27 protein-coding genes are annotated in these 20,390 nt (G+C 53.0%); 4 read left to right on the top strand and 23 right to left on the bottom strand.

What is annotated here, in order from left to right; all coding sequences use genetic code 11:
* Positions 1-22 precede the first annotated feature (22 nt).
* The 8 genes from HMPREF9166_RS00485 to HMPREF9166_RS00450 form a co-directional block, all read right to left on the bottom strand.
* The gene (locus HMPREF9166_RS00485) at positions 23-2,644 is read right to left on the bottom strand and encodes a terminase TerL endonuclease subunit (protein ID WP_050749683.1); all 2,622 of its coding nucleotides are present in this window, start codon (positions 2,642-2,644) and stop codon (positions 23-25) included.
* A gap of 95 nt (positions 2,645-2,739) precedes the next feature.
* On the bottom strand, positions 2,740-3,018 hold the full coding sequence (locus HMPREF9166_RS00480) for a hypothetical protein (RefSeq protein ID WP_009442067.1): 279 nt from the start codon (positions 3,016-3,018) through the stop codon (positions 2,740-2,742).
* 159 nt (positions 3,019-3,177) lie between these two features.
* Positions 3,178-3,354 (bottom strand): DUF5049 domain-containing protein, encoded by a 177-nt coding sequence (locus HMPREF9166_RS00475; RefSeq protein WP_009442066.1) that lies wholly within the window; start codon positions 3,352-3,354, stop codon positions 3,178-3,180.
* Complete coding sequence (locus HMPREF9166_RS00470; RefSeq protein ID WP_009442065.1) at positions 3,351-3,587, bottom strand: DUF4314 domain-containing protein; 237 nt, start codon at positions 3,585-3,587, stop codon at positions 3,351-3,353. Before HMPREF9166_RS00470 ends, HMPREF9166_RS00475 begins: the two co-directional genes overlap by 4 nt.
* Entirely contained in the window at positions 3,571-4,404 is an 834-nt protein-coding gene (locus HMPREF9166_RS00465; protein WP_009442064.1) for a virulence protein, read from the bottom strand. The genes HMPREF9166_RS00470 and HMPREF9166_RS00465 overlap by 17 nt, the downstream gene beginning before the upstream one ends.
* Before the next feature lie 118 nt (positions 4,405-4,522).
* Positions 4,523-4,804 (bottom strand): hypothetical protein, encoded by a 282-nt coding sequence (locus HMPREF9166_RS00460; RefSeq protein WP_039980737.1) that lies wholly within the window; start codon positions 4,802-4,804, stop codon positions 4,523-4,525.
* Between the two features lie 2 nt (positions 4,805-4,806).
* On the bottom strand, positions 4,807-5,346 hold the full coding sequence (locus HMPREF9166_RS00455; protein ID WP_009442062.1) for an N-acetylmuramoyl-L-alanine amidase: 540 nt from the start codon (positions 5,344-5,346) through the stop codon (positions 4,807-4,809).
* A complete protein-coding gene (locus HMPREF9166_RS00450) occupies positions 5,346-6,611 on the bottom strand; it encodes a site-specific DNA-methyltransferase (protein WP_009442061.1) in 1,266 nt (421 codons plus the stop codon). The genes HMPREF9166_RS00455 and HMPREF9166_RS00450 overlap by 1 nt, the downstream gene beginning before the upstream one ends.
* A 91-nt stretch (positions 6,612-6,702) precedes the next feature.
* Here HMPREF9166_RS00450 and HMPREF9166_RS00445 point away from each other — a divergent pair, with 91 nt between their 5' ends.
* Positions 6,703-7,227, top strand: a complete 525-nt coding sequence (locus HMPREF9166_RS00445; RefSeq protein WP_009440569.1) for a hypothetical protein — start codon at positions 6,703-6,705, stop codon at positions 7,225-7,227.
* Positions 7,228-7,269: 42 nt separating this feature from the next.
* Here the strand turns inward: HMPREF9166_RS00445 and HMPREF9166_RS00440 are convergent, their stop codons facing one another.
* The gene (locus HMPREF9166_RS00440) at positions 7,270-7,830 is read right to left on the bottom strand and encodes a P27 family phage terminase small subunit (RefSeq protein ID WP_009442060.1); all 561 of its coding nucleotides are present in this window, start codon (positions 7,828-7,830) and stop codon (positions 7,270-7,272) included.
* A gap of 162 nt (positions 7,831-7,992) precedes the next feature.
* Here HMPREF9166_RS00440 and HMPREF9166_RS00435 point away from each other — a divergent pair, with 162 nt between their 5' ends.
* The 3 genes from HMPREF9166_RS00435 to HMPREF9166_RS00425 all read left to right on the top strand — a co-directional run bounded on the left by HMPREF9166_RS00435 (position 7,993) and on the right by HMPREF9166_RS00425 (position 9,623).
* A complete protein-coding gene (locus HMPREF9166_RS00435; protein WP_009442059.1) occupies positions 7,993-8,844 on the top strand; it encodes an Abi family protein in 852 nt (283 codons plus the stop codon).
* Positions 8,845-9,064: 220 nt separating this feature from the next.
* Positions 9,065-9,358, top strand: a complete 294-nt coding sequence (locus HMPREF9166_RS00430; protein ID WP_009442058.1) for a type II toxin-antitoxin system RelB/DinJ family antitoxin — start codon at positions 9,065-9,067, stop codon at positions 9,356-9,358.
* On the top strand, positions 9,351-9,623 hold the full coding sequence (locus HMPREF9166_RS00425) for a type II toxin-antitoxin system YafQ family toxin (protein WP_009439029.1): 273 nt from the start codon (positions 9,351-9,353) through the stop codon (positions 9,621-9,623). Before HMPREF9166_RS00430 ends, HMPREF9166_RS00425 begins: the two co-directional genes overlap by 8 nt.
* A gap of 22 nt (positions 9,624-9,645) precedes the next feature.
* Here the strand turns inward: HMPREF9166_RS00425 and HMPREF9166_RS00420 are convergent, their stop codons facing one another.
* From HMPREF9166_RS00420 to HMPREF9166_RS00360, 14 genes are all read right to left on the bottom strand, one after another.
* Positions 9,646-9,999 (bottom strand): HNH endonuclease, encoded by a 354-nt coding sequence (locus HMPREF9166_RS00420; RefSeq protein ID WP_009442056.1) that lies wholly within the window; start codon positions 9,997-9,999, stop codon positions 9,646-9,648.
* A 135-nt stretch (positions 10,000-10,134) separates the two neighbouring features.
* Positions 10,135-10,575: a DUF1492 domain-containing protein gene (locus HMPREF9166_RS00415; protein WP_009442055.1), complete on the bottom strand. Its 441-nt coding sequence runs from the start codon at positions 10,573-10,575 to the stop codon at positions 10,135-10,137.
* Positions 10,572-10,784 (bottom strand): hypothetical protein, encoded by a 213-nt coding sequence (locus tag HMPREF9166_RS00410; protein ID WP_009442054.1) that lies wholly within the window; start codon positions 10,782-10,784, stop codon positions 10,572-10,574. The genes HMPREF9166_RS00415 and HMPREF9166_RS00410 overlap by 4 nt, the downstream gene beginning before the upstream one ends.
* Positions 10,781-12,124, bottom strand: a complete 1,344-nt coding sequence (locus tag HMPREF9166_RS00405) for a DEAD/DEAH box helicase (protein WP_009442053.1) — start codon at positions 12,122-12,124, stop codon at positions 10,781-10,783. The genes HMPREF9166_RS00410 and HMPREF9166_RS00405 overlap by 4 nt, the downstream gene beginning before the upstream one ends.
* Before the next feature lie 31 nt (positions 12,125-12,155).
* Positions 12,156-12,833, bottom strand: coding sequence for an ORF6N domain-containing protein (locus HMPREF9166_RS00400; protein WP_009442052.1), 678 nt, complete (start codon positions 12,831-12,833; stop codon positions 12,156-12,158).
* The gene (locus HMPREF9166_RS00395; protein ID WP_009442051.1) at positions 12,826-13,107 is read right to left on the bottom strand and encodes a VRR-NUC domain-containing protein; all 282 of its coding nucleotides are present in this window, start codon (positions 13,105-13,107) and stop codon (positions 12,826-12,828) included. Before HMPREF9166_RS00395 ends, HMPREF9166_RS00400 begins: the two co-directional genes overlap by 8 nt.
* Before the next feature lie 212 nt (positions 13,108-13,319).
* Positions 13,320-14,849 carry a virulence-associated E family protein gene (locus HMPREF9166_RS00390; RefSeq protein WP_009442050.1) on the bottom strand — a complete coding sequence of 510 codons (1,530 nt, stop codon included), beginning with the start codon at positions 14,847-14,849 and terminating at the stop codon, positions 13,320-13,322.
* Entirely contained in the window at positions 14,827-15,648 is an 822-nt protein-coding gene (locus HMPREF9166_RS12815) for a hypothetical protein (RefSeq protein ID WP_009442049.1), read from the bottom strand. Before HMPREF9166_RS12815 ends, HMPREF9166_RS00390 begins: the two co-directional genes overlap by 23 nt.
* Complete coding sequence (locus tag HMPREF9166_RS00385) at positions 15,645-16,040, bottom strand: DUF4406 domain-containing protein (protein ID WP_009442048.1); 396 nt, start codon at positions 16,038-16,040, stop codon at positions 15,645-15,647. The genes HMPREF9166_RS12815 and HMPREF9166_RS00385 overlap by 4 nt, the downstream gene beginning before the upstream one ends.
* A complete protein-coding gene (locus tag HMPREF9166_RS00380; protein WP_009442047.1) occupies positions 16,037-16,240 on the bottom strand; it encodes a hypothetical protein in 204 nt (67 codons plus the stop codon). Before HMPREF9166_RS00380 ends, HMPREF9166_RS00385 begins: the two co-directional genes overlap by 4 nt.
* 106 nt (positions 16,241-16,346) lie before the next feature.
* Positions 16,347-18,272 carry a DNA polymerase gene (locus tag HMPREF9166_RS00375; RefSeq protein ID WP_009442046.1) on the bottom strand — a complete coding sequence of 642 codons (1,926 nt, stop codon included), beginning with the start codon at positions 18,270-18,272 and terminating at the stop codon, positions 16,347-16,349.
* A gap of 68 nt (positions 18,273-18,340) precedes the next feature.
* A complete protein-coding gene (locus HMPREF9166_RS00370) occupies positions 18,341-18,901 on the bottom strand; it encodes a DUF2815 family protein (protein WP_009442045.1) in 561 nt (186 codons plus the stop codon).
* 12 nt (positions 18,902-18,913) lie between these two features.
* Complete coding sequence (locus HMPREF9166_RS00365; RefSeq protein WP_009442044.1) at positions 18,914-20,038, bottom strand: DUF2800 domain-containing protein; 1,125 nt, start codon at positions 20,036-20,038, stop codon at positions 18,914-18,916.
* On the bottom strand, positions 20,028-20,324 hold the full coding sequence (locus tag HMPREF9166_RS00360; protein WP_009442043.1) for a hypothetical protein: 297 nt from the start codon (positions 20,322-20,324) through the stop codon (positions 20,028-20,030). Before HMPREF9166_RS00360 ends, HMPREF9166_RS00365 begins: the two co-directional genes overlap by 11 nt.
* Positions 20,325-20,390 lie beyond the last annotated feature (66 nt).

Raw genomic sequence — 20,390 nt, 5'->3', positions numbered from 1 at the left:
ATAAAGCGTGTATACGATCGCCCTAAAACACCCACACACCACGGCTCTCATACACGGATTCCGAGGTATCATTCCCGCAACGGATCGCACGATCCAGTGCCATGATAAGGGCGATCACGCCGTCGATCTTCTCGGTGGATTTTTCCTTATCTGCCTTGATATTCCCCGCAGGATCGGTGCGAATAAAGATGTTGTCTGCCATCCAGCGCATGACGGGATGCCCGCCGTGCGCTATTTTCTTTTCCAGAGTGAGCTTCATCAGCTCCTTGGTCGGCGGGCTCATATCCTTGAAGCCTTGCCCGAACGGAACAACGGTAAAGCCCATCCCCTCAAGGTTCTGCACCATCTGCACCGCACCCCATCGATCAAAGGCAATCTCGCGGATGTTGTACTTTTCGCCCAGTTTCTCAATGAACGTCTCGATGAATCCGTAATGCACAACATTCCCCTCGGTGGTCATAAGAAATCCCTGTCTCTCCCACACGTCATACGGAACATGGTCACGCCGCACGCGCAGGTCGATGTTCTCCTCGGGAATCCAGAAGTACGGAAGCACGGCAAACGGCTCATCTTCCTCGGTTGGCGGGAATACGAGCACAAATGCCGTAATATCCATCGTGGAGGAAAGGTCAAGCCCGCCGTAGCAGACGCGCCCCTCCAAGGACTCTGCATCCACAGGCATAGCACACGCATCCCACTTGTCCATCGGCATCCATCGTACGGACTGCTTCACCCACTGATTCAACCGCAGCTGTCGGAAGCTGTTCTCCTCGGCTGGATTCTGCCGTGCGGAATCACAGGCTGCCTGTACCTTATCGATACCGACCGTGATACCGAGCGACGGATTCGACCGTTTCCAGACCTCCGGGTCTGTCCAGTCCTCATCTTCCTTCGCTCCATAGATCACGGGATAGAAGGTCGGGTCGATCTTTCGCCCTTCGAGAATATCCTTTGCTTTCTGGTGCGTCTCGTAGCAGATGGACTGCGTATCCGTCCCCGCTGTGGTGATAAGGAAGTAGAGCGGCTGCATACGCGCATCGCCGGAGCCTTTCGTCATAACGTCAAAGAGCTTGCGGTTCGGCTGCGTGTGCAGCTCGTCGAATACAACACCGTGGATATTGAAGCCATGCTTTGAGTACGCCTCTGCCGAAAGCACCTGATAGAAGCTGTTCGTCGGCAGATACACCATCCGCTTCTGGGAGGCAAGGATCTTCACTCGCTTGCCGAGTGCGGGACACATACGCACCATGTCGGCTGCGACCTCGAATACGATGCTCGCCTGTTGACGGTCAGCGGCGCAGCCGTAAACCTCGGCACGCTCCTCTCCGTCGCCGCAGCAAAGGAGAAGCGCGACGGCAGCGGCAAGCTCACTGTTGTGCGTCGGAACGAAGGATTCCCCTACAAGATAACAATGGCTTCTGCTGTCCACTTGAATACACTGCATGGGGACATGCTCTTTGAGCGGCGCAACATCTGCCAGATAATGAAAACAGGAGCGAGTTTCCTTAACCCGCTCCCGTTTCCGGCAGATTTTCCGATGCAGTTTTGATGTCGGTTGATCGTCAAATGTGGTGAATCGTATGATGTATAATGTCTCCCCCGTCGGCTTTCCGCATCGCGTAGACGGTGCTTCCGTCATGGCATTCTTGATGCCGAGACTCCACAAGAGTTCGCGTACTGATTCGGCAAGCTGCTTGATGGTGCTGACGTAGACGCTCTGCGCTTTCCGACTGCCGATACATCCGTCAGAATCCATCAACCCCTGCAGGAGTTCCCATCGCTGTCGCTCCGAGGCTCTAAGATATGCGACTGGGATCACCTTATCGCGGAATGTCGACACGAGAATGCTCTTTAGTTCCTCATAGTACACGCGCACACTTCCCGGCTGAGGAATGCTGTTGTATGGAGCATATGGCACATTCTGAGTGACCGCTTGTACATCCTTGTCGCAGATGGTGATTTCAGGCTTTGTGGCGCATCCGTTGCCGAGCCAATATCCGTAAAGATACGGGTCAACAGGAAGATCGCACTCTGCGAGATTCAGCGGCTTTGCCACGGGAATACGGATAATGGAACGGCGTGCCTCTTTATCGTTGTCTGCGTACCGCGCCCGATATTTCATCGTTCGGCGATAAATATCACCTGTTGTCCAAAGCACAGATTGCGGCTTCCCGATGATGTAATCCACATTCCAGAGATGCCGTTCCCCTGCCACGATGGACGAGCCGTCACGAAAAGTCAGCCGATAGGCTTGCTCCGTATCATCCACATCACTTCTGGCGACAACACGGCAGGCCTGTCCGTTTTCATCAAAAACGGTATCTCCCACGCGAATATCGCCCATCGTGGTAAACCCGCTCGGTGTCGGGATTTTCGTATCGAGTGCCAACTGTTTTCCCTGTTTCTTGGGAATCTCCACATACGCCGTGTTGAACTGCCGATAGCCGTTCGGCTTCAGAATTCCGAAAATGTCTCGGATAATGCGCTCCTGCCAGTCGATGAGTTCGAAGGGCTTTCCTGCCCACGTCCCCTTCGTATGGCACAGGCACTCGATGAAGCCGACGGCATAGTCCGCAGCGGCTTTGTCATAGTGTGCGTCCTCTGCCATGAACCTCGTCGGCTTGTAATCCGTCAGTTTCCGCAAGCAATCACCCCCATCAAAAAAGAGCCGCCGTCAGCGACTCAAAAACGCAGAAACGAGAAGCAGCCCCGAAGGGCTGTTTTGTTGTTCGGCGTGGCTTAGATGCGCTTCATGCACCATGCCATCGCGTGCCCGCCGTCCTCAAAAAGCTCCGTGGCGGCTTCGACGAGGTTCAGGCGGCATTCAATGTCTGCCAGTCCCGTCTCCTCCGGCGTTTCAACCATCTCGTAGACGGCTGCGTGGAAACCCCAACATTCCATCCCGACGACAAGGATCTGCTCGCCGTAGCGCAGGATCGCGCCGCTCGTCCCGAACCGCAACTCATCGAGGTGCTCCATCGTGGTGGTCTTCGGCCATCTTGCTTCTGCGTTCTTCATTTTGTGTTCCTCGCTTTCTGTGTGTAGGTTGTTCCCTTTTCCATGTGTATATATCACTCTAAACGAGGAATATAGCAAGTCATATTTCGGATAAACCACACTTATTTTTCGAGAGAAACACAGCCCCGAAAGGCTGTGCTGAATCGCTGAAACTATCGCCTATTGTTCACCCGTGAGGATGAAGCGTACATACGCCGCACGGTCTTCCTCGATGAAACAGACCAGCTCGTAGAATCCCTTCTCAAACGCTATCCGCTGAACCGCAGGAACATCGAACATATTCACCTGCCCCGAATCACGGATATCCATGATTTGGGAAACAACCTTCTCGTTCATGATTGACCGTCTTTCTGCACGATGCGGAAGGAGTCCACGCCGGGGATCAAACTGAGCGAGGATCCTGTCTCCCATCGGACGAGAAGCTGCCCCGCGTCATCAACACCCATGACCTCGCCCCTCGTTCCCATCGGCGGGGCTTGCGGATCGTCCATTCCGAGGAGTTCCACCTTCGTCCCGCGCGGGTACTGCTCACGAAGTGCGGCGATCTGCTCTCTACTCGGAAACCTCATTACGCTCATCTCCTTTCCGATGTCCGCTCTTGAACGCGCTGCTGCCCGTAAGATTCTGCAGGAGAATCTTGCGCGACTCTTTGTAGGCATTGCCAATCATGCCGAGGCGCAGGAGGAAGCAGCGGAATGCGTATTTCTCGTTGTCCACAATCTTCTCCTTTGCCGTGACGCGCTTTTGCGTCCGTGCCATCTGGCAGAGTTTGCTGATGAACTCGGCGTATGCCTTTGCCGTCTCGTCGGTGACCGTGCCGTGCAGCCATGCAAAGGTGATGCGGTCATCCGTCAGCGTGTAGGTTGCCTCCCGGATGTCGAAGGCGTGCCGAATCAGGCGTCCCTTGCTCAGGAGGAGTGCATCGAGATTCTGCAGTGCCGTCTCGGTGAAAAGGCTGCGTGGGAGACTGATGGAAAGGTTGTCCTCATCGGTTGCTGCGACGACAGCTTCCTCCATCGCAGTAACTTCTGCCGGCGTTTCTGTTGGTGTCAGCTTATCCTCTGCCGGATCAACTTCGCTAGGCTCTTCCACCGCCGCTTCCGGTCGGCTCGGCTCATTCGCCCCTGTGTCCCCGCAGAAAGCCTCGTTCTCGCCGTCCTTGGACGTGAAACCTGCCTCGCGTAGTGCCGTGCGCACACGCGTAACAGTCGCTTCGTCTGCGGCATCGTCGAAGCAAAGGCTGCCGTCCTTCGTGATCTCGAATGCGCCGACCTTGTAGGAAAAACTCGGTGCGCCGCAGTAGACGGGCTTCGTCTCAAGCACCTTGCCGACGATCCCGACCATCGCCTTGCGCTCTTCCTTCTGGATGTTGTAATTGACCTTCATTTTGAAAACCTCCTTTATGAACTTTGGTCATTACATTCATCACTCTAGCCGGGATAATTAGCAAGCAAATTGTGTTGTATACACCCATAGCCTCAGTGAGATAAACCACAGAGTATTATCATTTCACAGAATGAGGAGTGGTCATGCGCTCGAGCATCTTGCCCGTCATCCAGATCGCCCCGTCAATGACAAGCGGCAGGAAGATGCGGTCGCGGAATCTGCACCATCCTGACTCCTTCTCGGCACTCTCTTTCAGTGCCGCCGTATACGCCGCCGACACTTCACGCACCGCAGGAAGCCCCTTCTCATGCAGCCAGAGGACGGTCGCTTCCTTTGCCTCCGTCCGTACGAAGTCCCCTACATGATTCTTCAGTTCATTTTGAATGTGTTCCAGTTTCATCTTCAACACGCTCCTTCATAATCCGTTACCCCACGCGCAATGGCGCGGGCAAATTCATCCTGCTGCGACCGTAGAAGCTCTGCGTCACCCACATGGTCAATAAACGCAAGCTCCACGAGCACAGCGACCGCATCAGTGTTGCTCAGAACATACAGACCGTTGACACCGGGCTTCGCTCCCTTTGTTCCGCGATCCGTAGTCCCCAATGATGTGACAATCTGGTTCTGAATGCAGCTTGCCAGTGTCTCCCCTGCGCCGCTTCCGTAGAAGTGCCACGTCTCAGTCCCCTGCGCCACTCCATTACAAGCATTACAGTGGATGGAGATGAATACGTCCGCACCGCTGCAGTTGGAAGCCGAGACCACTTCGTGTAGGCTGTCGGATTGCAAATTTCCGACCACCTCAACACCTGCGGCAGCGAGATAACCCGCCACAAGGTCTGCGACGTTCTTTGCCACATCGCATTCCCGCAGCCCATATCCGCACGCTCCTGGGTCTGGATTCCCGTCCGGGGCATGACCTGGATTCAAAAACACACGCATCACAATTCCTCCTTCGCTTTTAACACATCCGCATACGGAATGCGCTCACCGTCACGTTCCAAAAACACATCTTCGGCATTCCCGTCTTTGCTCTGAATGTAGCGTTCGACCGCTACATCCACGAACTTCGGCTCAAGTTCCACACCGTAACAGATACGCCCCAACTGCTCACAGGCGATGAGCGTTGATGCCGAGCCGAGGAAGCCGTCAAGTACGACACCGTTTGTCTGCGTACACTGCTTGACAAGGTACGCGATAAGCGGCACGGGCTTCGAGGATGGATGTCCGCAGCCGTCCTTCTTCGAGTCTTTGATGCGGTCGAAAGCAAAGACGGTGGTCTGCTTCTGATCGCCATACCATCTGTGCCGTCCATCCTTCCTCCATCCCCAGATGATCGGCTCGTGAATGTACTTCCAATCCGTCCGTGTGAGCACGAGGCGGTCTTTCTTCCACACCAAGCCCGCACCAACTTTAAAGCCCGCATCCTCATAAGCGTCATGAAAGATGCGGGCTTTTGCTGTTGCGTAGAAAACGTAGATGGAAGCGTCCGCTGCCATCACCGAGTGGAAGGCGGTAAAGGCAGATTTGAGGAACTCGTAGGCGTCCTTGTCATTCAGATCATCGTTCTTGATTTTCCCTGAGGAACTTTCCAGAGCCACAAAATACGGCGGGTCTGTACACACGAGGTTGACCTTCTCGCCGCCAAGCAGACGCTCGTATGTCTCCGGCAGAGTGGAATCTCCGCAGATGACACGGTGCTTGCCGAGATGCCATACATCGCCCGACCGAGCGGCACAAGGCTTTGCGAGTTCTGCATCCACATCAAAGTCATCTTCCTGTGCTTCACCGTCATCCAAGGAGAGCAGGTTGGCAATCTCGGCTTCGTCGAAGCCTGTGAGCGAGATGTCGAAGTCCATGCCTTGCAGGGCTTCCATCTCAACGCGCAGCATATCTTCGTCCCACCCTGCGTCAAGTGCGAAACGGTTGTCCGCGAGGATGTATGCCTTCTTCTGTGCCTCCGTCAGATGATCCACAAAGACGCACGGTACGCTCTCCATCCCCTCCGCCCGTGCTGCCGCAACACGTCCGTGTCCTGCGAGAATGCCATACTCCTTGTCGATAATGACTGGACTGACGAACCCAAACTCGCGCAGACTTCCGCGCAGCTTATTAATCTGCTCGGGCGAATGCGTCCTCGCATTGTTGGCATACGGCACGAGTTTGGCAATCGGAACGAGCTTCATCTCTGATGTTGTTTTATTCAATGTTTAACCTCCTCAACTAAGCAGGATTTTTTATTTGTTTTACCGAATCAACTAAATAGAGTTGAGAGTTTGGAAAGAGAGGGATTATGTGATGAAAAAGATAGTACTTTCTTTGATTGCCGGTTGGATTCTTTTTATTGCAACAGCATATGCTAGTCCATATGACGGCTATGACATTACAAACAAAGTCGAACAATATGGTGATGACGTACGCACTGTTGCCGCATTGCCAAAGCCCAACAAACCTCCAAAGCAGAATTATATGTATGGGGACACAAACTATCCTCTTGTTGGACTCACTACATATGGCGCTATCTTTCTTGATAAGACAAGTTGCAAGTACGAGATTGCAGATGGTGTAGCAATTATTTCTTGCCTTGTTTATTATGGCAGCGGAGGTGCTGACGGTAACGGAAATGCCGCGAAACATTCTCCGACGATCATTCGGTTCAGCACTTACAAGACAGATAAACGGGTCATAAAATTCTTGAGTTCTGTTTCTCCAAATACCGGAAAGAATGATACCGAAAGCACATACCGATCTGACAACGGCTTTTTGAATGGTCTGTTTTGGTATTGTGCCGGAGTCCTTGATCTGAGCCAGTATCTCGATTAACCTAAACTAAAAATACGGAGCATCTATCTATGGATGCTTCTTTTATTTTCTTGACCTCAGCAGCTGTTCCATCCGATCCTCCTGCGGAGAGCCGTTGAAGGTCGTGGTGCAGTTCTGCTTGACGATGTCGAAAATCTCATACCAGAGCAGATTGGACTGTTTCTGGAACGCCTGTCCCATCTGGACAAAGGGGCTTGCAATCGCGCCGCCTGTGGTCGGATGCTTGCCGATGAGCCCGTATTGACTCATCGCCTCCTCACACTGAATGAAGCGGGCAAATGCCTGCGCATAGCTTTCGATGAGGCGAGGATTCACAAGCCGCTCACAGCCGCGCTCCTTCAGCCACAGCCATGTTTCGCGGAAAATCTCATCCGCGCCGAGCGGCTTTCCGTTGCGCTGCCTTGCAGATAGGAACTCGCTCGGTGTTGGCATTTCCTCCCCATAGAGGTCGGCGGCATCCACAAGGTCTGTGCCGTCCAACTCCGTCATGGGGAACTCCATGATGTGCGCCGTTCGCCCGCCCGCAATCTTATCTGCGAGTGGTTCGGGTTTGTCTCCCGCGCGGATGCGCCGTCCTCCGCGATTTGTACCGTCACGCGCCATCTTCTCGCCCCCTTTCCAAAACTATAGACACGAACTTTTTTGGTATTCTGCTGCCTTGATTTATTGCCAAATTCGTGTATAATACAAAGTAACAGGACTCCCCGCACCTCTCAACGATGTGTCCCAGGGGAGACATTTTTTTATAAAAACGGATGATGTATCATGACAGAAACAAAACGTCCTACGACCATTGCTGAACAAATTGCCATTCTAAAAGATCATGGCTGTATCATTTCCGATTCCACTTTTGCAGAGGAAATTTTATCAACCATCAACTATTACCGCCTGTCTGCTTATTTCCTCCCCTTTAGAAATGAGGACAGAAGTTTTCTTTCGGACACAACCTTTGAAAAAATTTATCGTATTTACGAGTTTGATCGGGAGTTGCGGTCGCTCCTTTTCAGTGCGATAGAGTCCATTGAAATCGCTTTGCGGGCACGTCTTTCATATCTGCACGGGCTACGTTACGGTGCCCTTGGATATCTCGACTCTGCAAATTTTAACGCGCGACATAACACGGATCGATTTTTAGAAAATATACAAAGAGAGATTACCAGTAATCGGAACGTCCCTTTTGTACAGCATCATCAACAGAAATATCACGGTTATTTTCCAGTATGGGTAATTACCGAGTTATTCACATTCGGTATGCTGTCATATTTTTATAGCGACTTACTCACACAAGATCAAAAAGCCATAGCGCGGCAATATAACACAAGCCATACGGTCTTAAAAAGCTGGCTGCGCTGTTGTACAGATGCGCGAAATATCTGTGCGCATTATGGTCGTTTGTACTATCGTGTGTTTTCTGCAGCTCCTGCCGGATTTAACCTCTCTGCCGGCGTTCGTTGGCGCATGTGGGCTGTTATGCTTGTCATAAAAGCACTCTATCCTTCCCCTCAAAAATGGAGTGAAGAATTTGTCCCGCGTGCAGAAAAACTCTTTCAAAAATATGCAGATGATATTGAGTTATACCACTTGGGCTTTCCTCGTGACTGGAAAGCACATCTGTAAAACGAGCCATCAAGTTTGTGTGGGGTTCCGCTCCGACTTGATGGCTCGTTTTCTATGCACATTCTTTAATACCCCGTTTGAACCGACGTTTTTGTGCGTACGCCCCCTCCCCGGTCCAGTAATAGCGCGGTTTTAGAGATTTGACCGCCCCCTGGGGGGCAATATCGTGTTGCATTTGCTTCACTTTCACGTTACAATAATCAAAAGGAGGTTATCCATCATGTCCAAGACTGCAACAATCAATATGCGCATCGAACCGACAATCAAAGCGCAGGCTGAAAGTGTTTTTTCCAGTTTCGGTATTTCCGTTACCGACGCCATTAACATCTTTCTGCACGCATCCATCATGGAGGGAGGCTTCCCCTTCCAACCGAAACAGCCCCGTTATAATAGGGAAACACTTCTTGCCATGCAGGAAGCACGCGACATTATGGATGGCAAAATCGAGCCGAAGCGTTATCCGTCGCTGTCCGCACTGATGGATGATCTGGATGCGGAGGATGCTCATGCTTGATCTCGTCACCACCACGCAGTTCCGCAAGGATTTAAAGAAGCTGCGTAAACGTGGAGCAGATATGCAAAAGCTGGATGATGTCCTGCAAATGCTCTGCGCAGAAAAACAACTGCCCGAAAGGTATCGGGATCACGCACTCGTTGGTGATTACATTGGTTTTCGCGAATGCCACATCATGCCGGACTGGCTACTCGTATATGCCATCGACAAAGGAAAACTGATTCTGACCGCTTCCCGCACGGGTTCACATAGCGATCTCTTCTAGCCGATTCATTGGAGTCGGCTTTTTATTTTGGTGCTTTCCGTTGATGAATCCGCTCATGACACGATACGCAGAGCGACATCAAATTGCTCTCGTCATGCGTGCCACCGTCTGAGAGCGGCTTGATGTGATGCACGAGTGCCGCGAGAATGTATCTTCCCTGCTCTTTGCATTTCTCACACAGCGGATGCGCTGACAAGTGACGGTCGCGAATCCTGCGCCATGCACTGCCATACCTCTCGTGCTGATCGTAGCCACGCGTGAAGCGGTCATAATGTCGTTGCATCGTTTTCTCGTGCGTCTCGCAGTAGCAGCTCTTTCGATCCGTAAGGTTCGGACAGCCTGTCATGCGGCAGGGTCGCTTCGGCTTTCTCGGCATCGCGCACCTCCTCGTGGCATCAAAAAAGCCCTCGCAGAGAATTGCTTCTCCGAGAAGGCTGATTCCATATCCTATTCTTGCTGAGTCTATCATATCACTGTCAACCCTATGAACGCAACGTGAACCTTTGTGAACTTATGTGAACTCGGATGAACTCTGCTGTCTTTTTTCCAAAATTTTTTCAACTTCATCCAGTGCCTTGGCATGAATCTTATGCACCCATCGAATGCTGACGCTCATATCCGCTGCAATATCTTCCCATGATTTGAAGCTGTGGTAGCGACGCTCTAGCACCATCTGAGAGTTTTCATCCTCAACTTGCCAGATCGTATTCATGATCTCGAGTTTCAGATTGATCAGACGGTCGATGTCTGCATTGATCTCATCTTCCGTGTCAGTCAGACGAGCGATGATGGTTTCCATCCGCTGATTGTTCGGACTCGGATTCCTCGGCATGTCGCTGATGACAGCGCTCACATTTATTGCCATGTCACGCAGCCGCGACACATGGGCGACCTTATCATTGATGCGTCGATCAATGTTCCATGCCTGACTGAGATACTCTTTCGCTGTCATGCAAATTCCCCCTCCAACTTTTCAAGCAGCCACTCTCCGTCCAGACTGGTCAGCTGTCCGAACCATGCAGAACGGAAGAACCGCTCCGTCTCAGAGCGCATCGCTGCCGCTGCAACATTCTCTGCGTCTTTGGCAAGAGCCGTTCGTGCCCACCGATAGTCTTTCGCCGCCTGTTCGACGATGGCGTTTGCCAGAATCTCATAGTTCATGATGATACCTCCGCTTTGACGGCCTCAATCAGTGCCGTCTGTGTCTTGTCCTTCCGTTTCAAGGCACGGAGGATTCTCTCGTCAATCGTGCCCTCGGCGATGATGTGCTGCACCACCACGGTGTTTGAGTTCTGCCCCTGTCGATAGAGCCGTGCCACGGTCTGTTGGTAGAGTTCCAAACTCCATGTAATGCCGAACCACACCAAGGTCGAACCGCCACTCTGAAGGTTAAGACCGTGTCCTGCACTTGCAGGATGGATGAGAGCCACGGAGATTTCGCCGCGATTCCAACGGGCGATTGCGTCATCTGTATCCAGTCGGACGCATGGCAGACGCTTTTCGATGCGCTCTGCATCATGCCGAAACCAGTACGGCACGAGGAGCGGCTTTCCGTTCATGCTCTCGATGATGTCTTCCAAGGCATCGAGCTTGCGGTCATGTATATGCAACGTAGATCCATCGTCAGTGTAGACTGTGCCATTTGCCATCTGCGCGAGTTTCCCGGACAGGACACCGGCATTTGCCGCCGTCACCTCATCGCCCTTCATCTGCAAAACCAACTGCTCACACATCGAGTCGTACATCTTTTTCTCAGCCTCATCCATGCGGACGCTGTATTCGCTCTCGATCAGCTTCGGCATATTGAGGTGATCGGCAGCTTTCATGGAGATGGTGATGTCGGAGATTTTCTCGTAAATCCGCTCCTCGGCTCCGGGCAACGGTGCATAGGAGAACACCACCTGCCCGTTGCGCTTGTCCGGCTTGAAGTAATCCTGCCGATACTTCGTGATGAATCTCCCCAGACGCGCTCCCATATCCAGAACCTTGAACTCCGCGAACAAGTCCATCAAACCGTTGCCGGATGGCGTACCCGTCAGCCCGATGACTCTCTTCGCCAATGGGCGAACCTTCATGAGTGCCTTGAACCGTTTGCTGCTCCAATTCTTGAACGAGGAGAGTTCGTCAATCACGATGGCATCGTAGGTGAAGTCGGTTTTCTCCACGAGCCACGGAACATTCTCACGGTTGATGATGTAGAGGGAGGCTTGCTTGCGAAGCGCATCCCGACGCTCTTTCTCCGTCCCGACTGCAACGGAATAACGGATATGGTTCAGATGCTCCCACTTTCCGATCTCCTGCGGCCATGTGTTCCGCGCCACACGGAGCGGCGCGATGACGAGGACACGGGAAATCTCGAAGCGGTCAAACAGCAGGTCGTTGAGGGCCGTGAGAGTAATCACCGTTTTTCCAAGTCCCATATCCAGGAGTACGGCGGCAGTTTTATGGCTCTCGATAAAGTCGATGGCGTACTGCTGGTAATCATGCGGTATGAACTTCATGGGGCATCACCTCCAATCTCAACGGAATTCATTACCGAAACACTTCCTGCAGCACATCCACATGATAGGTATTCACCATGCCGTATTTGGCATCGTACTCCTTGCCGATGTGGTAGCCTTGCTTTCTGGACATTGCCGAGGCTTTGAGTCCGAGTCTTGCGGCGGCATCTCGGCTCACGCCCCGGATTCCCGTGAGATTGGCATAGCCGATAATCGTGTAGTGATGCTCATCGATAGTCATCTGCTTGGACTCGACCTCAAGAAGCCGCTCGTCCACCTTGTCGATACGGGCATTTGCGGCCTTGATTGCTTTTGCCTGTTCCACCATTCGCTGTGCACTGTAGAGGAGGAATTCCTCAGGCGTCATATTCTTCATGGGATTGAAGTAGCTCTCTTCCAGTTCATCAAAAACATCCCATGCCCGCTCCGTCCCCAGCATCTTGCTATGGCGAGCCGCACCTCTCTTTGTCCAGAGATTCAGATGACGTGTTTTCGGGGAAATTTGCAGTTCGATATTTTCGACCTGCAAACGGAAGGTCTGCAAATCCCGCCCTTCCAGAACAAAGAAGTGCTTTCCCGCAATAAACCGCGCACGGTTGTTGCTGAAGTTCTGCTGAATTTGCTTCGGAGCGCATCCATACGCCTCGGCAAGCTGCTCCGTCGTCATGACACGGATGCTGTTATGTTCCAAAACGGTAAGTTCATTCATGGCTGATGTCCTCCAATACGCCGTCAATTTGATTTATCTCGTCAATCACATACACCTTGAATCCAAGCCGCCGAAGCAGTCTGTGCCGTGCCAATTGAAGCGGTCTTGGCTTTCTGCCCGGTGCTTTGAGTTCCACAAATTCCATCCTGCCGCGAGGCAGAAGAACCAGTCGGTCGGGCATTCCATCGAATCCCGGTGAGGTAAACTTGGGTGCGATGCCGCCCATTGCCTTGGTTCTTGCTGTGAGTTCCTTCTCAATGTCTTTTTCTCTCATCGTTTTCCCCCGTGACGACAGTGACTAAAAATCCTATACGCGCGAATATGTGTGCGTTTTCCCCTTATGGGTATATATTTACTGTTTTTCTCTTATATAGAATTTACTGTCTTGTCCGTCACAAATCGTCATAACTGCCAAGAAACACGGCGATAGAAGTGTGACAACTTTTACCTCCGTTGTCACACGAACCACCTTGTCACACCGTCTTGTCACATCTTTTTATAAAGGCGCTGAAGACCGTATATCGGAATGCGCCGCCTCGTTTCAGGACGCGACCAGTCGGGAAGCCTTGTCATAATCGCAGATATGGCATAACTGTCCGCAGGTTTGATGTCCTCCTTCGCTTTGCCGAAGCATTCGCACCATATCTCGATGTTGGAAACGGTCTCCCGGTGCATCGTTCCTTTGGCATTCAGGAGACCGTCCGGGTCTTGCACATAATCCCTTCTCTGATGCACGTCCATCGTGTCCCATGTTTCCGGCAGAAGCATATCGAGATAACGTGCGACAAGACCTTCGCGGTCATCCTGCTCCATCGCCTCGGACTGTTCCTTCCTGGCATAGTCCTCCAAGGTGTGGTCGAGAAACAGTTCCTCTCCGGCATTGGAAAGAACGATGACCTCCGCCCAGATTTGATCCACCGTCTCTTGGCCAAGATCCCAAGGCTTCATTCTGCCGTCACCCGTAACCTTGACGTTCCAGAACCTGCGGTTTCCCGTAATGTCGCGAAGATACCCGTTCTCGCTGTTGGTCGTGCCGAAAAAGATGCACTGTCTCGGATGAGGTGTGACCCGTCTGCCGAAAGAGGCGCGGTACTTATCATCCTGCCTCGATACAAACGCCTTCACCTTCTCAAGCTCTGCTTTACGCATACCTGCCATCTCACCGATCTCGTGAATCCAGTAGCCCTGCAGCTTCTCCGCTGCCGTCTTGTCGTTCATGTCGGAAAGCGTCAAGCTGTCGGCGAACCACTCCATGCCGAGTTTGGCGATCAGCGTGGATTTCCCGATGCCCTGATTTCCGTTGAGCACTGTGATGTAGTCGAATTTGATGCCGGGATGATAGATACGCATATATGCCGCGCAAAGTGCCTTTCTGGTCACAGCGCGGACGTAGGCGTTGTCCTGCGCCCCCAGATAATCAATCAGGACGGTGTCCACTCTCGGCATCTCGTCCCACACCGGCAGACCGTCGAAATACTCCTTGATCGGATGGTAGGAGCGGTCATCTGCGGCCTTGGTCACGGCAATGTCATAATTTCTCTGTGAAAAGGATCCGTAGCTTGCGTCAATATAGCAGATGAGCTGTGCATCGTCCGCATCCCGCCAGAACCGCGCAGGATGTTTCCACGGAACCGCGCCGCGAATCTCCATGCCGTCCGCCAGCTGGTTGAACACGATGTTCTTCATGTACGGATCGTTCTCCATGATGAGCCGGATATTGTGGAGGTTGTTTTCCAGTACACCGTTCTTATTGCGCTGCAGACGTTTCTTCCACTCGTCATCGACAGATTCCGCAAAGTCTTTTTCTGCCTCACTCAGTCGCTCGTTTGCCGCCACGATCTTGACCTCATCCTGCCGCATGGCAAAATCGCACATGGCGCGGAAGGATGCCTTATCATCCAGATCACCGAACTTGTGGACGCGGACGATATCGAAGGCATTACAGAGTTTCAGATATGCCGGGTCTTTCGCATGGTGGGAATAGACAAACTTTTCATCCTTGATCCACGCCCGCAATGCTGCTGGAAGCGATGAGATGCCAGCGGCTTTCGCTCTCGGTCGGCTCGTATACGCCGGCAAGAAAGGTTTCAAGAGCACGGGTGACAGGAAAGAATACCCGGTTGAAGATTCCGACTGTACCTTCTTTTTCAAGAGGATCCTGCACCTTCTGCTGCGTGACCTGATTCGCCTTGCTCTCACGAGAGGATGTGGGAAGCCTCGTCGGATCCGTCCATTCCGGGTGCGCCGACAGGATCGCATCCGGGTCGAGCCATTCCTTTTCCACTTCTTTGAAGACAAATACGCCGTTCTGCGGAGACGACGGCCAGTACATCAGCTGATTCGGCTGATAGGAGCATTCATCGAAAAAGTCAATGCCCAGCATCTGCGCCAGATACCTGGATACTGCCACGAACTCCTCCGAGGTGACATCCCGCAGCAGCGGGAATACCAGTCTTACGCGAGGATTCGCCTCCGTACTGGAATGCGTGGTGTAAAGGCATGAAGTGTACGACGCATTCGTTTCATAGTCATCGAGGAACGCTTTGTCAATACGGTCGCCGTCCAGAGCGATCATCGAGCGCAGTTCCACGGCATCAACCTTGCGACGACCGCCTTTCAGCGCACCGCCGACAAATCCGCCGTGGTCTTTTGCCACATCTCTCTGTGCCTTTGACATCTTTGCGTATTCTTCCGCAGATTCCGCTGTACGGATGGTGACCTTGAGCCGCTCCTTCAAATCCTCGTACCGAATGGTTTTATTCACCCAATTCTTTGCCTGACGGGTGTTTCCGTAGGCAATCGCCAAGTCTCTCATCCTGATACCTCCTCGCACTTCGTTGTGAAATAGCGGATGCTCTTCCGCAGTCTCTCGGCATGAGCAATCTCCGTTTCCATGCCCTCGGTGATCTTCTCGCCGAACACCCAGACCTCGCCACACAGCCTCATAAGCTCGAAATTCATATCCATCGCTTTCTCCCGCTCATCTACCTCCGACAGAAACTGAGGAAAGTACAGATGCGGCGCGAGTGGTATCCGCCCCCTGCCCACAGCAAACTTGCAGTACTGCCGCGCCCGCATGACGTTGACGCGTGGGCTGTCCCGATAGGGTGAGCAGATATAGGTAAACTGATTTTGTCGGAATACCTTGGTAAGAGCGGCATACGCCGTTGGGTCAGCGTAGCCCTCGTGGTTTCTTCTCTCAATCATTTCTCGCACCTCATCTTCCTGCTGCATTCCGTGCAGCAGATCGCCGTGCCGAAGAGGTCGAACTCCGCATCGCCGAAGAACTCATTGAGATCAACAGGCACTTCCGCTCCGCAGCGCGGACAGTGACAGAAGACATTCTCATCGTTGATTTCCACCGTGACCTCCAGAGCGTCATTGATGTTTTCCTTAACATAGAACATAAGATTTCCTCCCTTTGAAAACGGATTAGTTCCTCTCATCAGTAAGAGGACGAACAGGGAGGTTTTGGTCACCAAAAATCCTCCCAATTTTCTGGGAGGATGGACATTAGTCTTTCTGATAGAATTGGCACTCGAAACCGTCGGCACGGAGCAGAAGCCCCTCTGCCCACAGCGGGGTCCGCGCCATCTGCTCACACGCAGAGGAAAGAGAGACGCGCTCATCACATTCGATGATGAGTTCATCATGGACGTGGGCGACAATGTCCATGCTTCGCAGTGTCTGCATGGCATAGCAGAGGAGGTCGCGGCTGATGGCCTGCGTGATATTCTCCACGAGCTTCGGACCATAAGATTCAATCCGTGCCCACTTTTTCGAGAGATCAAGCCCCATGTAGGTGATGGATTCGCCGCCGAACTGATTCTCCCCGATGCGCGGTTTCACATAGGCGAGCCTGCGCCCGCTTGGAAGCTCGATGAACATCATGCCGCTTTGGTATATGAACTTGATACCGTGTGTCCCTGTAATGCTTCGTTCCTTGATACAGTCCTTTGCTGCGCGATCCACCGCCCACCAGAAATCCACGATGTTCGGATTGGCGGTACGCCAAGCGTCCACGAGCGGCTTCAGTTCATCTTCCTTCATCCCGGACTCCAATGCCCCGAATGCCTTCAGCGCACCAACGGATCCTCCATATCCACAGGCCAGTTCTGCCTGCTTCCCCTTCTGCCTGAGATGCCCATTCTCACCGTGCTTGACCACGTTGCAATGAAACATCCTGCCTGCCGTGGCGCAGTAGATGTCGCCATCATTTGCAAAAACGTCCATACGCCATCGTTCCTTGGCAAGCCATGACAGTACCCGTGCTTCAATGGCAGAGAAGTCCGCGACAATGAATTTTCTGCCCTCCTTGGGGATAAAAGCAGTACGGATAAGCTGTGACAGGACATCCGACACGGATTCATAGAGCAGTTCCAATGCCGCAAAATTTCCCTGCCGCACGAGGCTGCGGGCGTATTCGAGGTTGGCGAGATGATTCTGGGGAAGATTTTGTAATTGAATGTGGCGTCCCGAAAACCGCCCGGTACGGTTCGCACCATAGAACTGGAACATTCCCCGCGCACGATTATCCGCGCAAACGGTATTCTGCATCGCCTGATATTTCTTCACTGAGGATTTCGCAAGCTGCTGCCGCAGTTCCAATACTTCCTTCAGCAGAGCGGAAACATTGGTAAGAAGGGCAGCCACAGTCTTCTTGTCGAGCGACTCGGTTTCAACGCCCTGCTCCTTGAGCCATGCCTTCATCTGCGCCACGCTGTTCGGATTCTCAAGCCCGGTCAGAGTTTTCAGCCTGTCCGTCATTTTTTCTTTGGTGTGCGCGTCAATCTTGACGGCATTCTCCACGAACGGCATATCCAGACATATCCCACGGTCATTGATCTCCTGGTCGAGTACATACTCCTCCCACACCGACTGCGGAACAGGATATTTGAAGAGACGCTGCTGAATCGCCATCTCCACTTCGACATCGCGCCGGTTATAGGACTTGAACAGCTCCCACTTCTCGCCTGTGGGTTCGTGGAACGGAGGCGTTGAAAAATAACGGATGAGTGCCTTGCCCTCCGTCATTTTCTGCTCTTCCAATCCCAACACTCTGGCCACGACGGCAAGTGAGAGCGGCAGCCCCATATAGGCAGACCAGACCATTGTGCATCGCCAACTGCGAGGGCTGAGGAAGTGAGCGCGCTCGGTAGTGTGAAGCATCCCTAAGTCCGACAAGTATCGCGACAAGCACACACGCTCAAAGTTGGCGTTGAATGCCCACTTGATGACGCTATCATCCGCCAGCGCATCCAGAATTTCCTGCGGAATCCGCTCACCACGCACGAGGTCAATGACCTGCACCGCGCCTCCGTCCACGGAATATCCAAAGAGCAGGATCGCGAAATCCTCTGCCTCGGTGTAACGATATACGCCGCTTTGCCCAATATCCACACTGCTCCGCGTTTCAAGATCAACGGACAATGATTTCATGTTGTTTCTCCTCACGCGACACAGGCAGCGAGGAAGAATCCCCGCTGCCCGTGTCGGTCAACTCTTATTTAGCTGAGAAAGTCCTCGTCCTCATCGGCGAAGTCATCCTCGGCGCGTGTCTTGCCGCCGAGCGGCTCCCCATCAGAAACCTTCTGCAGGTTGTTCAGCCCGCAAGCGATGCCCTTGTTGCCGTTCGAGTTGAATGCGTAGAAGTTGATGCTTGCGCGTCCGTAAACGCCGGAGTAGACCTCCGAATGCTCGATGATCGGATTGCGGGCGGTGTCCACGATGCCGGGAGCCGTCGCAGAGTTTGCGTTGATGAAGTAGCTGTCCTTGTATGCCTCATCGTCCGGGCGTTCCGCATCGCCGTCACGGAGCGGCGTCTTAATCGCCGTGAGCGCAGGAACGGACTTGCTGTTTCCCTTGAGCTTTGACTGCCCTTCCTCATATGCCGCCTGAATGGCATTCTTGACCGCTGTCACCGTTTTGGTGTCACTCTTCGGAATGATAAGCGACACACTGTACTTCGGCGCACTGCCGTTGATGGACTTTGCCTGCCAGACGTTCGCGTAGCTCCAACGTGTCTTGACACCCGTGATCACTTTTGTCGGATTCATAATTTTTGCCATGATGTGTTTTCCTCAACTTTCCTTAAAATCTTCTGCTGCGGTATTCATCACAGGCCGCTTGTCGCTCATCGGAGCGAGGGTTGGTTTTCCCTGCGGCTTGATAACGAAACCGCCGAGCAGTTCCTCAAACTTATTTTTTCCGAGCAGACCGGTCATCGCCGTAATCCCGAGCAGTTTCTGCTCATACGGCTCATAGCCCGCTTCTTTGACTGTTTTGGCGACCGCCGCCTCGTCGGTGTATTTCCGATTCGAGCGGCCTTCCACCAGTTTCCAGTCCGTCCACCGTTTTCCTTGAATTGCCCGCTGCAGGGCATATTCCTTGATGTCGCTGACCCATGCGGCGAGCATATCGGCTTTTGCAAGCACCGCTTCTACTTCCGAATCTTCCAACGTCGGAGGCATCTCAAAGTCATACCGAGCCAGTTCCAGATTGTACTCTGCCCGCTTGCGGCACGTTGCCTTAATCCTGCAAAACTGGCAGTGCGCTCCAGCGCAAAACTCACCTTCTCCTGCGTGTGCCAACTTCGCGGCAGGAACGAGCGTATCTGCCGCCCATGTCAGAAGGTCTACTTTCGAGATGGTGTACTCCGAGATGTTGCTGAGTCTCGGTTGGAAGATAATCATCCAGATCGACTCAATGTCGTACAGTCCGTCGAACATCTGGATGCAGCCGAGAGCGTAGCACATCATCTGCGGATTGCGCTCAGCACTGACCTCAATGCCCTTTCCGTGCTTGTAGTCCACGATGCAGACGGTCTTGCCGGAGATGATGAGCGTGTCCGCCGTACCGAAACCATCCGGCACGAAGTCCGAGAAATCCACGCGCTGCTCCACGGACACCATCGTATCCTTCGACTCCTCGCGAAACTGAGCCACAAGCCCCATAACAAACTGAACGTAGAATTCCGCACACTCTTCCATCTCGCAGTCATAGGAGGACAGCTTCTTGGTCGGATCGCGCACCCGCTCCCCCAGAGCCTTGCGGAGTTTGTACTCACAGAGCGTATGTGCATCCGTTCCCTGTGCAGCGTACTCGCTCGGCGTGTCGGATTGCGACGCATTGAGCCGTGCCGACGGCGGACAGGCAATCCAGCGAGCGGCAGAAGATGCCGAGAGGATGGCGTGTTTACGAGCCAATCTTCTCAGCCTCCTTCAGGAGGGTCACATAATGCTCCGGTGCAAGTTCGCTGAGTTTTGCCGCGCCGAATTTGGCAATCAGCGACTTGACCGCAGCACTGTGACCTTCGACGGAGAGCCGTGCAAGCACGCTGCGTACCTCCTCAAGTGTCGGTGCGGCTTCCTCCGACTCCGACACCTTCGGCTGCTCCTCGCCTTGAGAACTCTGTACGATTTCCTCGAGGACATCGACGAGCCGGCGCAAGACCGCCACAAGCTCTGCTGTGACTTCATTCTGTTCCCGCATAGGGATCACTTCCTTTCAATTGACTGCGGGGATTTTCACCTTCCTATAAAGAAGAGGACTCGTATC

It is taken from the genome of Selenomonas sp. oral taxon 149 str. 67H29BP, from assembly GCF_000146365.1.
Classification (GTDB): domain Bacteria; phylum Bacillota; class Negativicutes; order Selenomonadales; family Selenomonadaceae; genus Centipeda; species Centipeda felix.
Note: the sequence above shows the minus strand (reverse complement) of the source record. Positions and strands in the feature narration are given on the sequence as shown.

Coding starts and splice junctions, on each gene's coding strand:
- HMPREF9166_RS00480 (WP_009442067.1), bottom strand. CDS start 3,018: ATGAAGAACGCAGAAGCAAGATGGCCGAAGACCACCACGATGGAGCAC.
- HMPREF9166_RS00475 (WP_009442066.1), bottom strand. CDS start 3,354: ATGAACGAGAAGGTTGTTTCCCAAATCATGGATATCCGTGATTCGGGG.
- HMPREF9166_RS00470 (WP_009442065.1), bottom strand. CDS start 3,587: ATGAGGTTTCCGAGTAGAGAGCAGATCGCCGCACTTCGTGAGCAGTAC.
- HMPREF9166_RS00465 (WP_009442064.1), bottom strand. CDS start 4,404: ATGAAGGTCAATTACAACATCCAGAAGGAAGAGCGCAAGGCGATGGTC.
- HMPREF9166_RS00460 (WP_039980737.1), bottom strand. CDS start 4,804: ATGAAACTGGAACACATTCAAAATGAACTGAAGAATCATGTAGGGGAC.
- HMPREF9166_RS00455 (WP_009442062.1), bottom strand. CDS start 5,346: ATGCGTGTGTTTTTGAATCCAGGTCATGCCCCGGACGGGAATCCAGAC.
- HMPREF9166_RS00445 (WP_009440569.1), top strand. CDS start 6,703: ATGAAAAAGATAGTACTTTCTTTGATTGCCGGTTGGATTCTTTTTATT.
- HMPREF9166_RS00440 (WP_009442060.1), bottom strand. CDS start 7,830: ATGGCGCGTGACGGTACAAATCGCGGAGGACGGCGCATCCGCGCGGGA.
- HMPREF9166_RS00435 (WP_009442059.1), top strand. CDS start 7,993: ATGACAGAAACAAAACGTCCTACGACCATTGCTGAACAAATTGCCATT.
- HMPREF9166_RS00430 (WP_009442058.1), top strand. CDS start 9,065: ATGTCCAAGACTGCAACAATCAATATGCGCATCGAACCGACAATCAAA.
- HMPREF9166_RS00425 (WP_009439029.1), top strand. CDS start 9,351: ATGCTTGATCTCGTCACCACCACGCAGTTCCGCAAGGATTTAAAGAAG.
- HMPREF9166_RS00420 (WP_009442056.1), bottom strand. CDS start 9,999: ATGCCGAGAAAGCCGAAGCGACCCTGCCGCATGACAGGCTGTCCGAAC.
- HMPREF9166_RS00415 (WP_009442055.1), bottom strand. CDS start 10,575: ATGACAGCGAAAGAGTATCTCAGTCAGGCATGGAACATTGATCGACGC.
- HMPREF9166_RS00410 (WP_009442054.1), bottom strand. CDS start 10,784: ATGAACTATGAGATTCTGGCAAACGCCATCGTCGAACAGGCGGCGAAA.
- HMPREF9166_RS00405 (WP_009442053.1), bottom strand. CDS start 12,124: ATGAAGTTCATACCGCATGATTACCAGCAGTACGCCATCGACTTTATC.
- HMPREF9166_RS00400 (WP_009442052.1), bottom strand. CDS start 12,833: ATGAATGAACTTACCGTTTTGGAACATAACAGCATCCGTGTCATGACG.
- HMPREF9166_RS00395 (WP_009442051.1), bottom strand. CDS start 13,107: ATGAGAGAAAAAGACATTGAGAAGGAACTCACAGCAAGAACCAAGGCA.
- HMPREF9166_RS12815 (WP_009442049.1), bottom strand. CDS start 15,648: ATGAGAGACTTGGCGATTGCCTACGGAAACACCCGTCAGGCAAAGAAT.
- HMPREF9166_RS00385 (WP_009442048.1), bottom strand. CDS start 16,040: ATGATTGAGAGAAGAAACCACGAGGGCTACGCTGACCCAACGGCGTAT.
- HMPREF9166_RS00380 (WP_009442047.1), bottom strand. CDS start 16,240: ATGTTCTATGTTAAGGAAAACATCAATGACGCTCTGGAGGTCACGGTG.
- HMPREF9166_RS00375 (WP_009442046.1), bottom strand. CDS start 18,272: ATGAAATCATTGTCCGTTGATCTTGAAACGCGGAGCAGTGTGGATATT.
- HMPREF9166_RS00370 (WP_009442045.1), bottom strand. CDS start 18,901: ATGGCAAAAATTATGAATCCGACAAAAGTGATCACGGGTGTCAAGACA.
- HMPREF9166_RS00360 (WP_009442043.1), bottom strand. CDS start 20,324: ATGCGGGAACAGAATGAAGTCACAGCAGAGCTTGTGGCGGTCTTGCGC.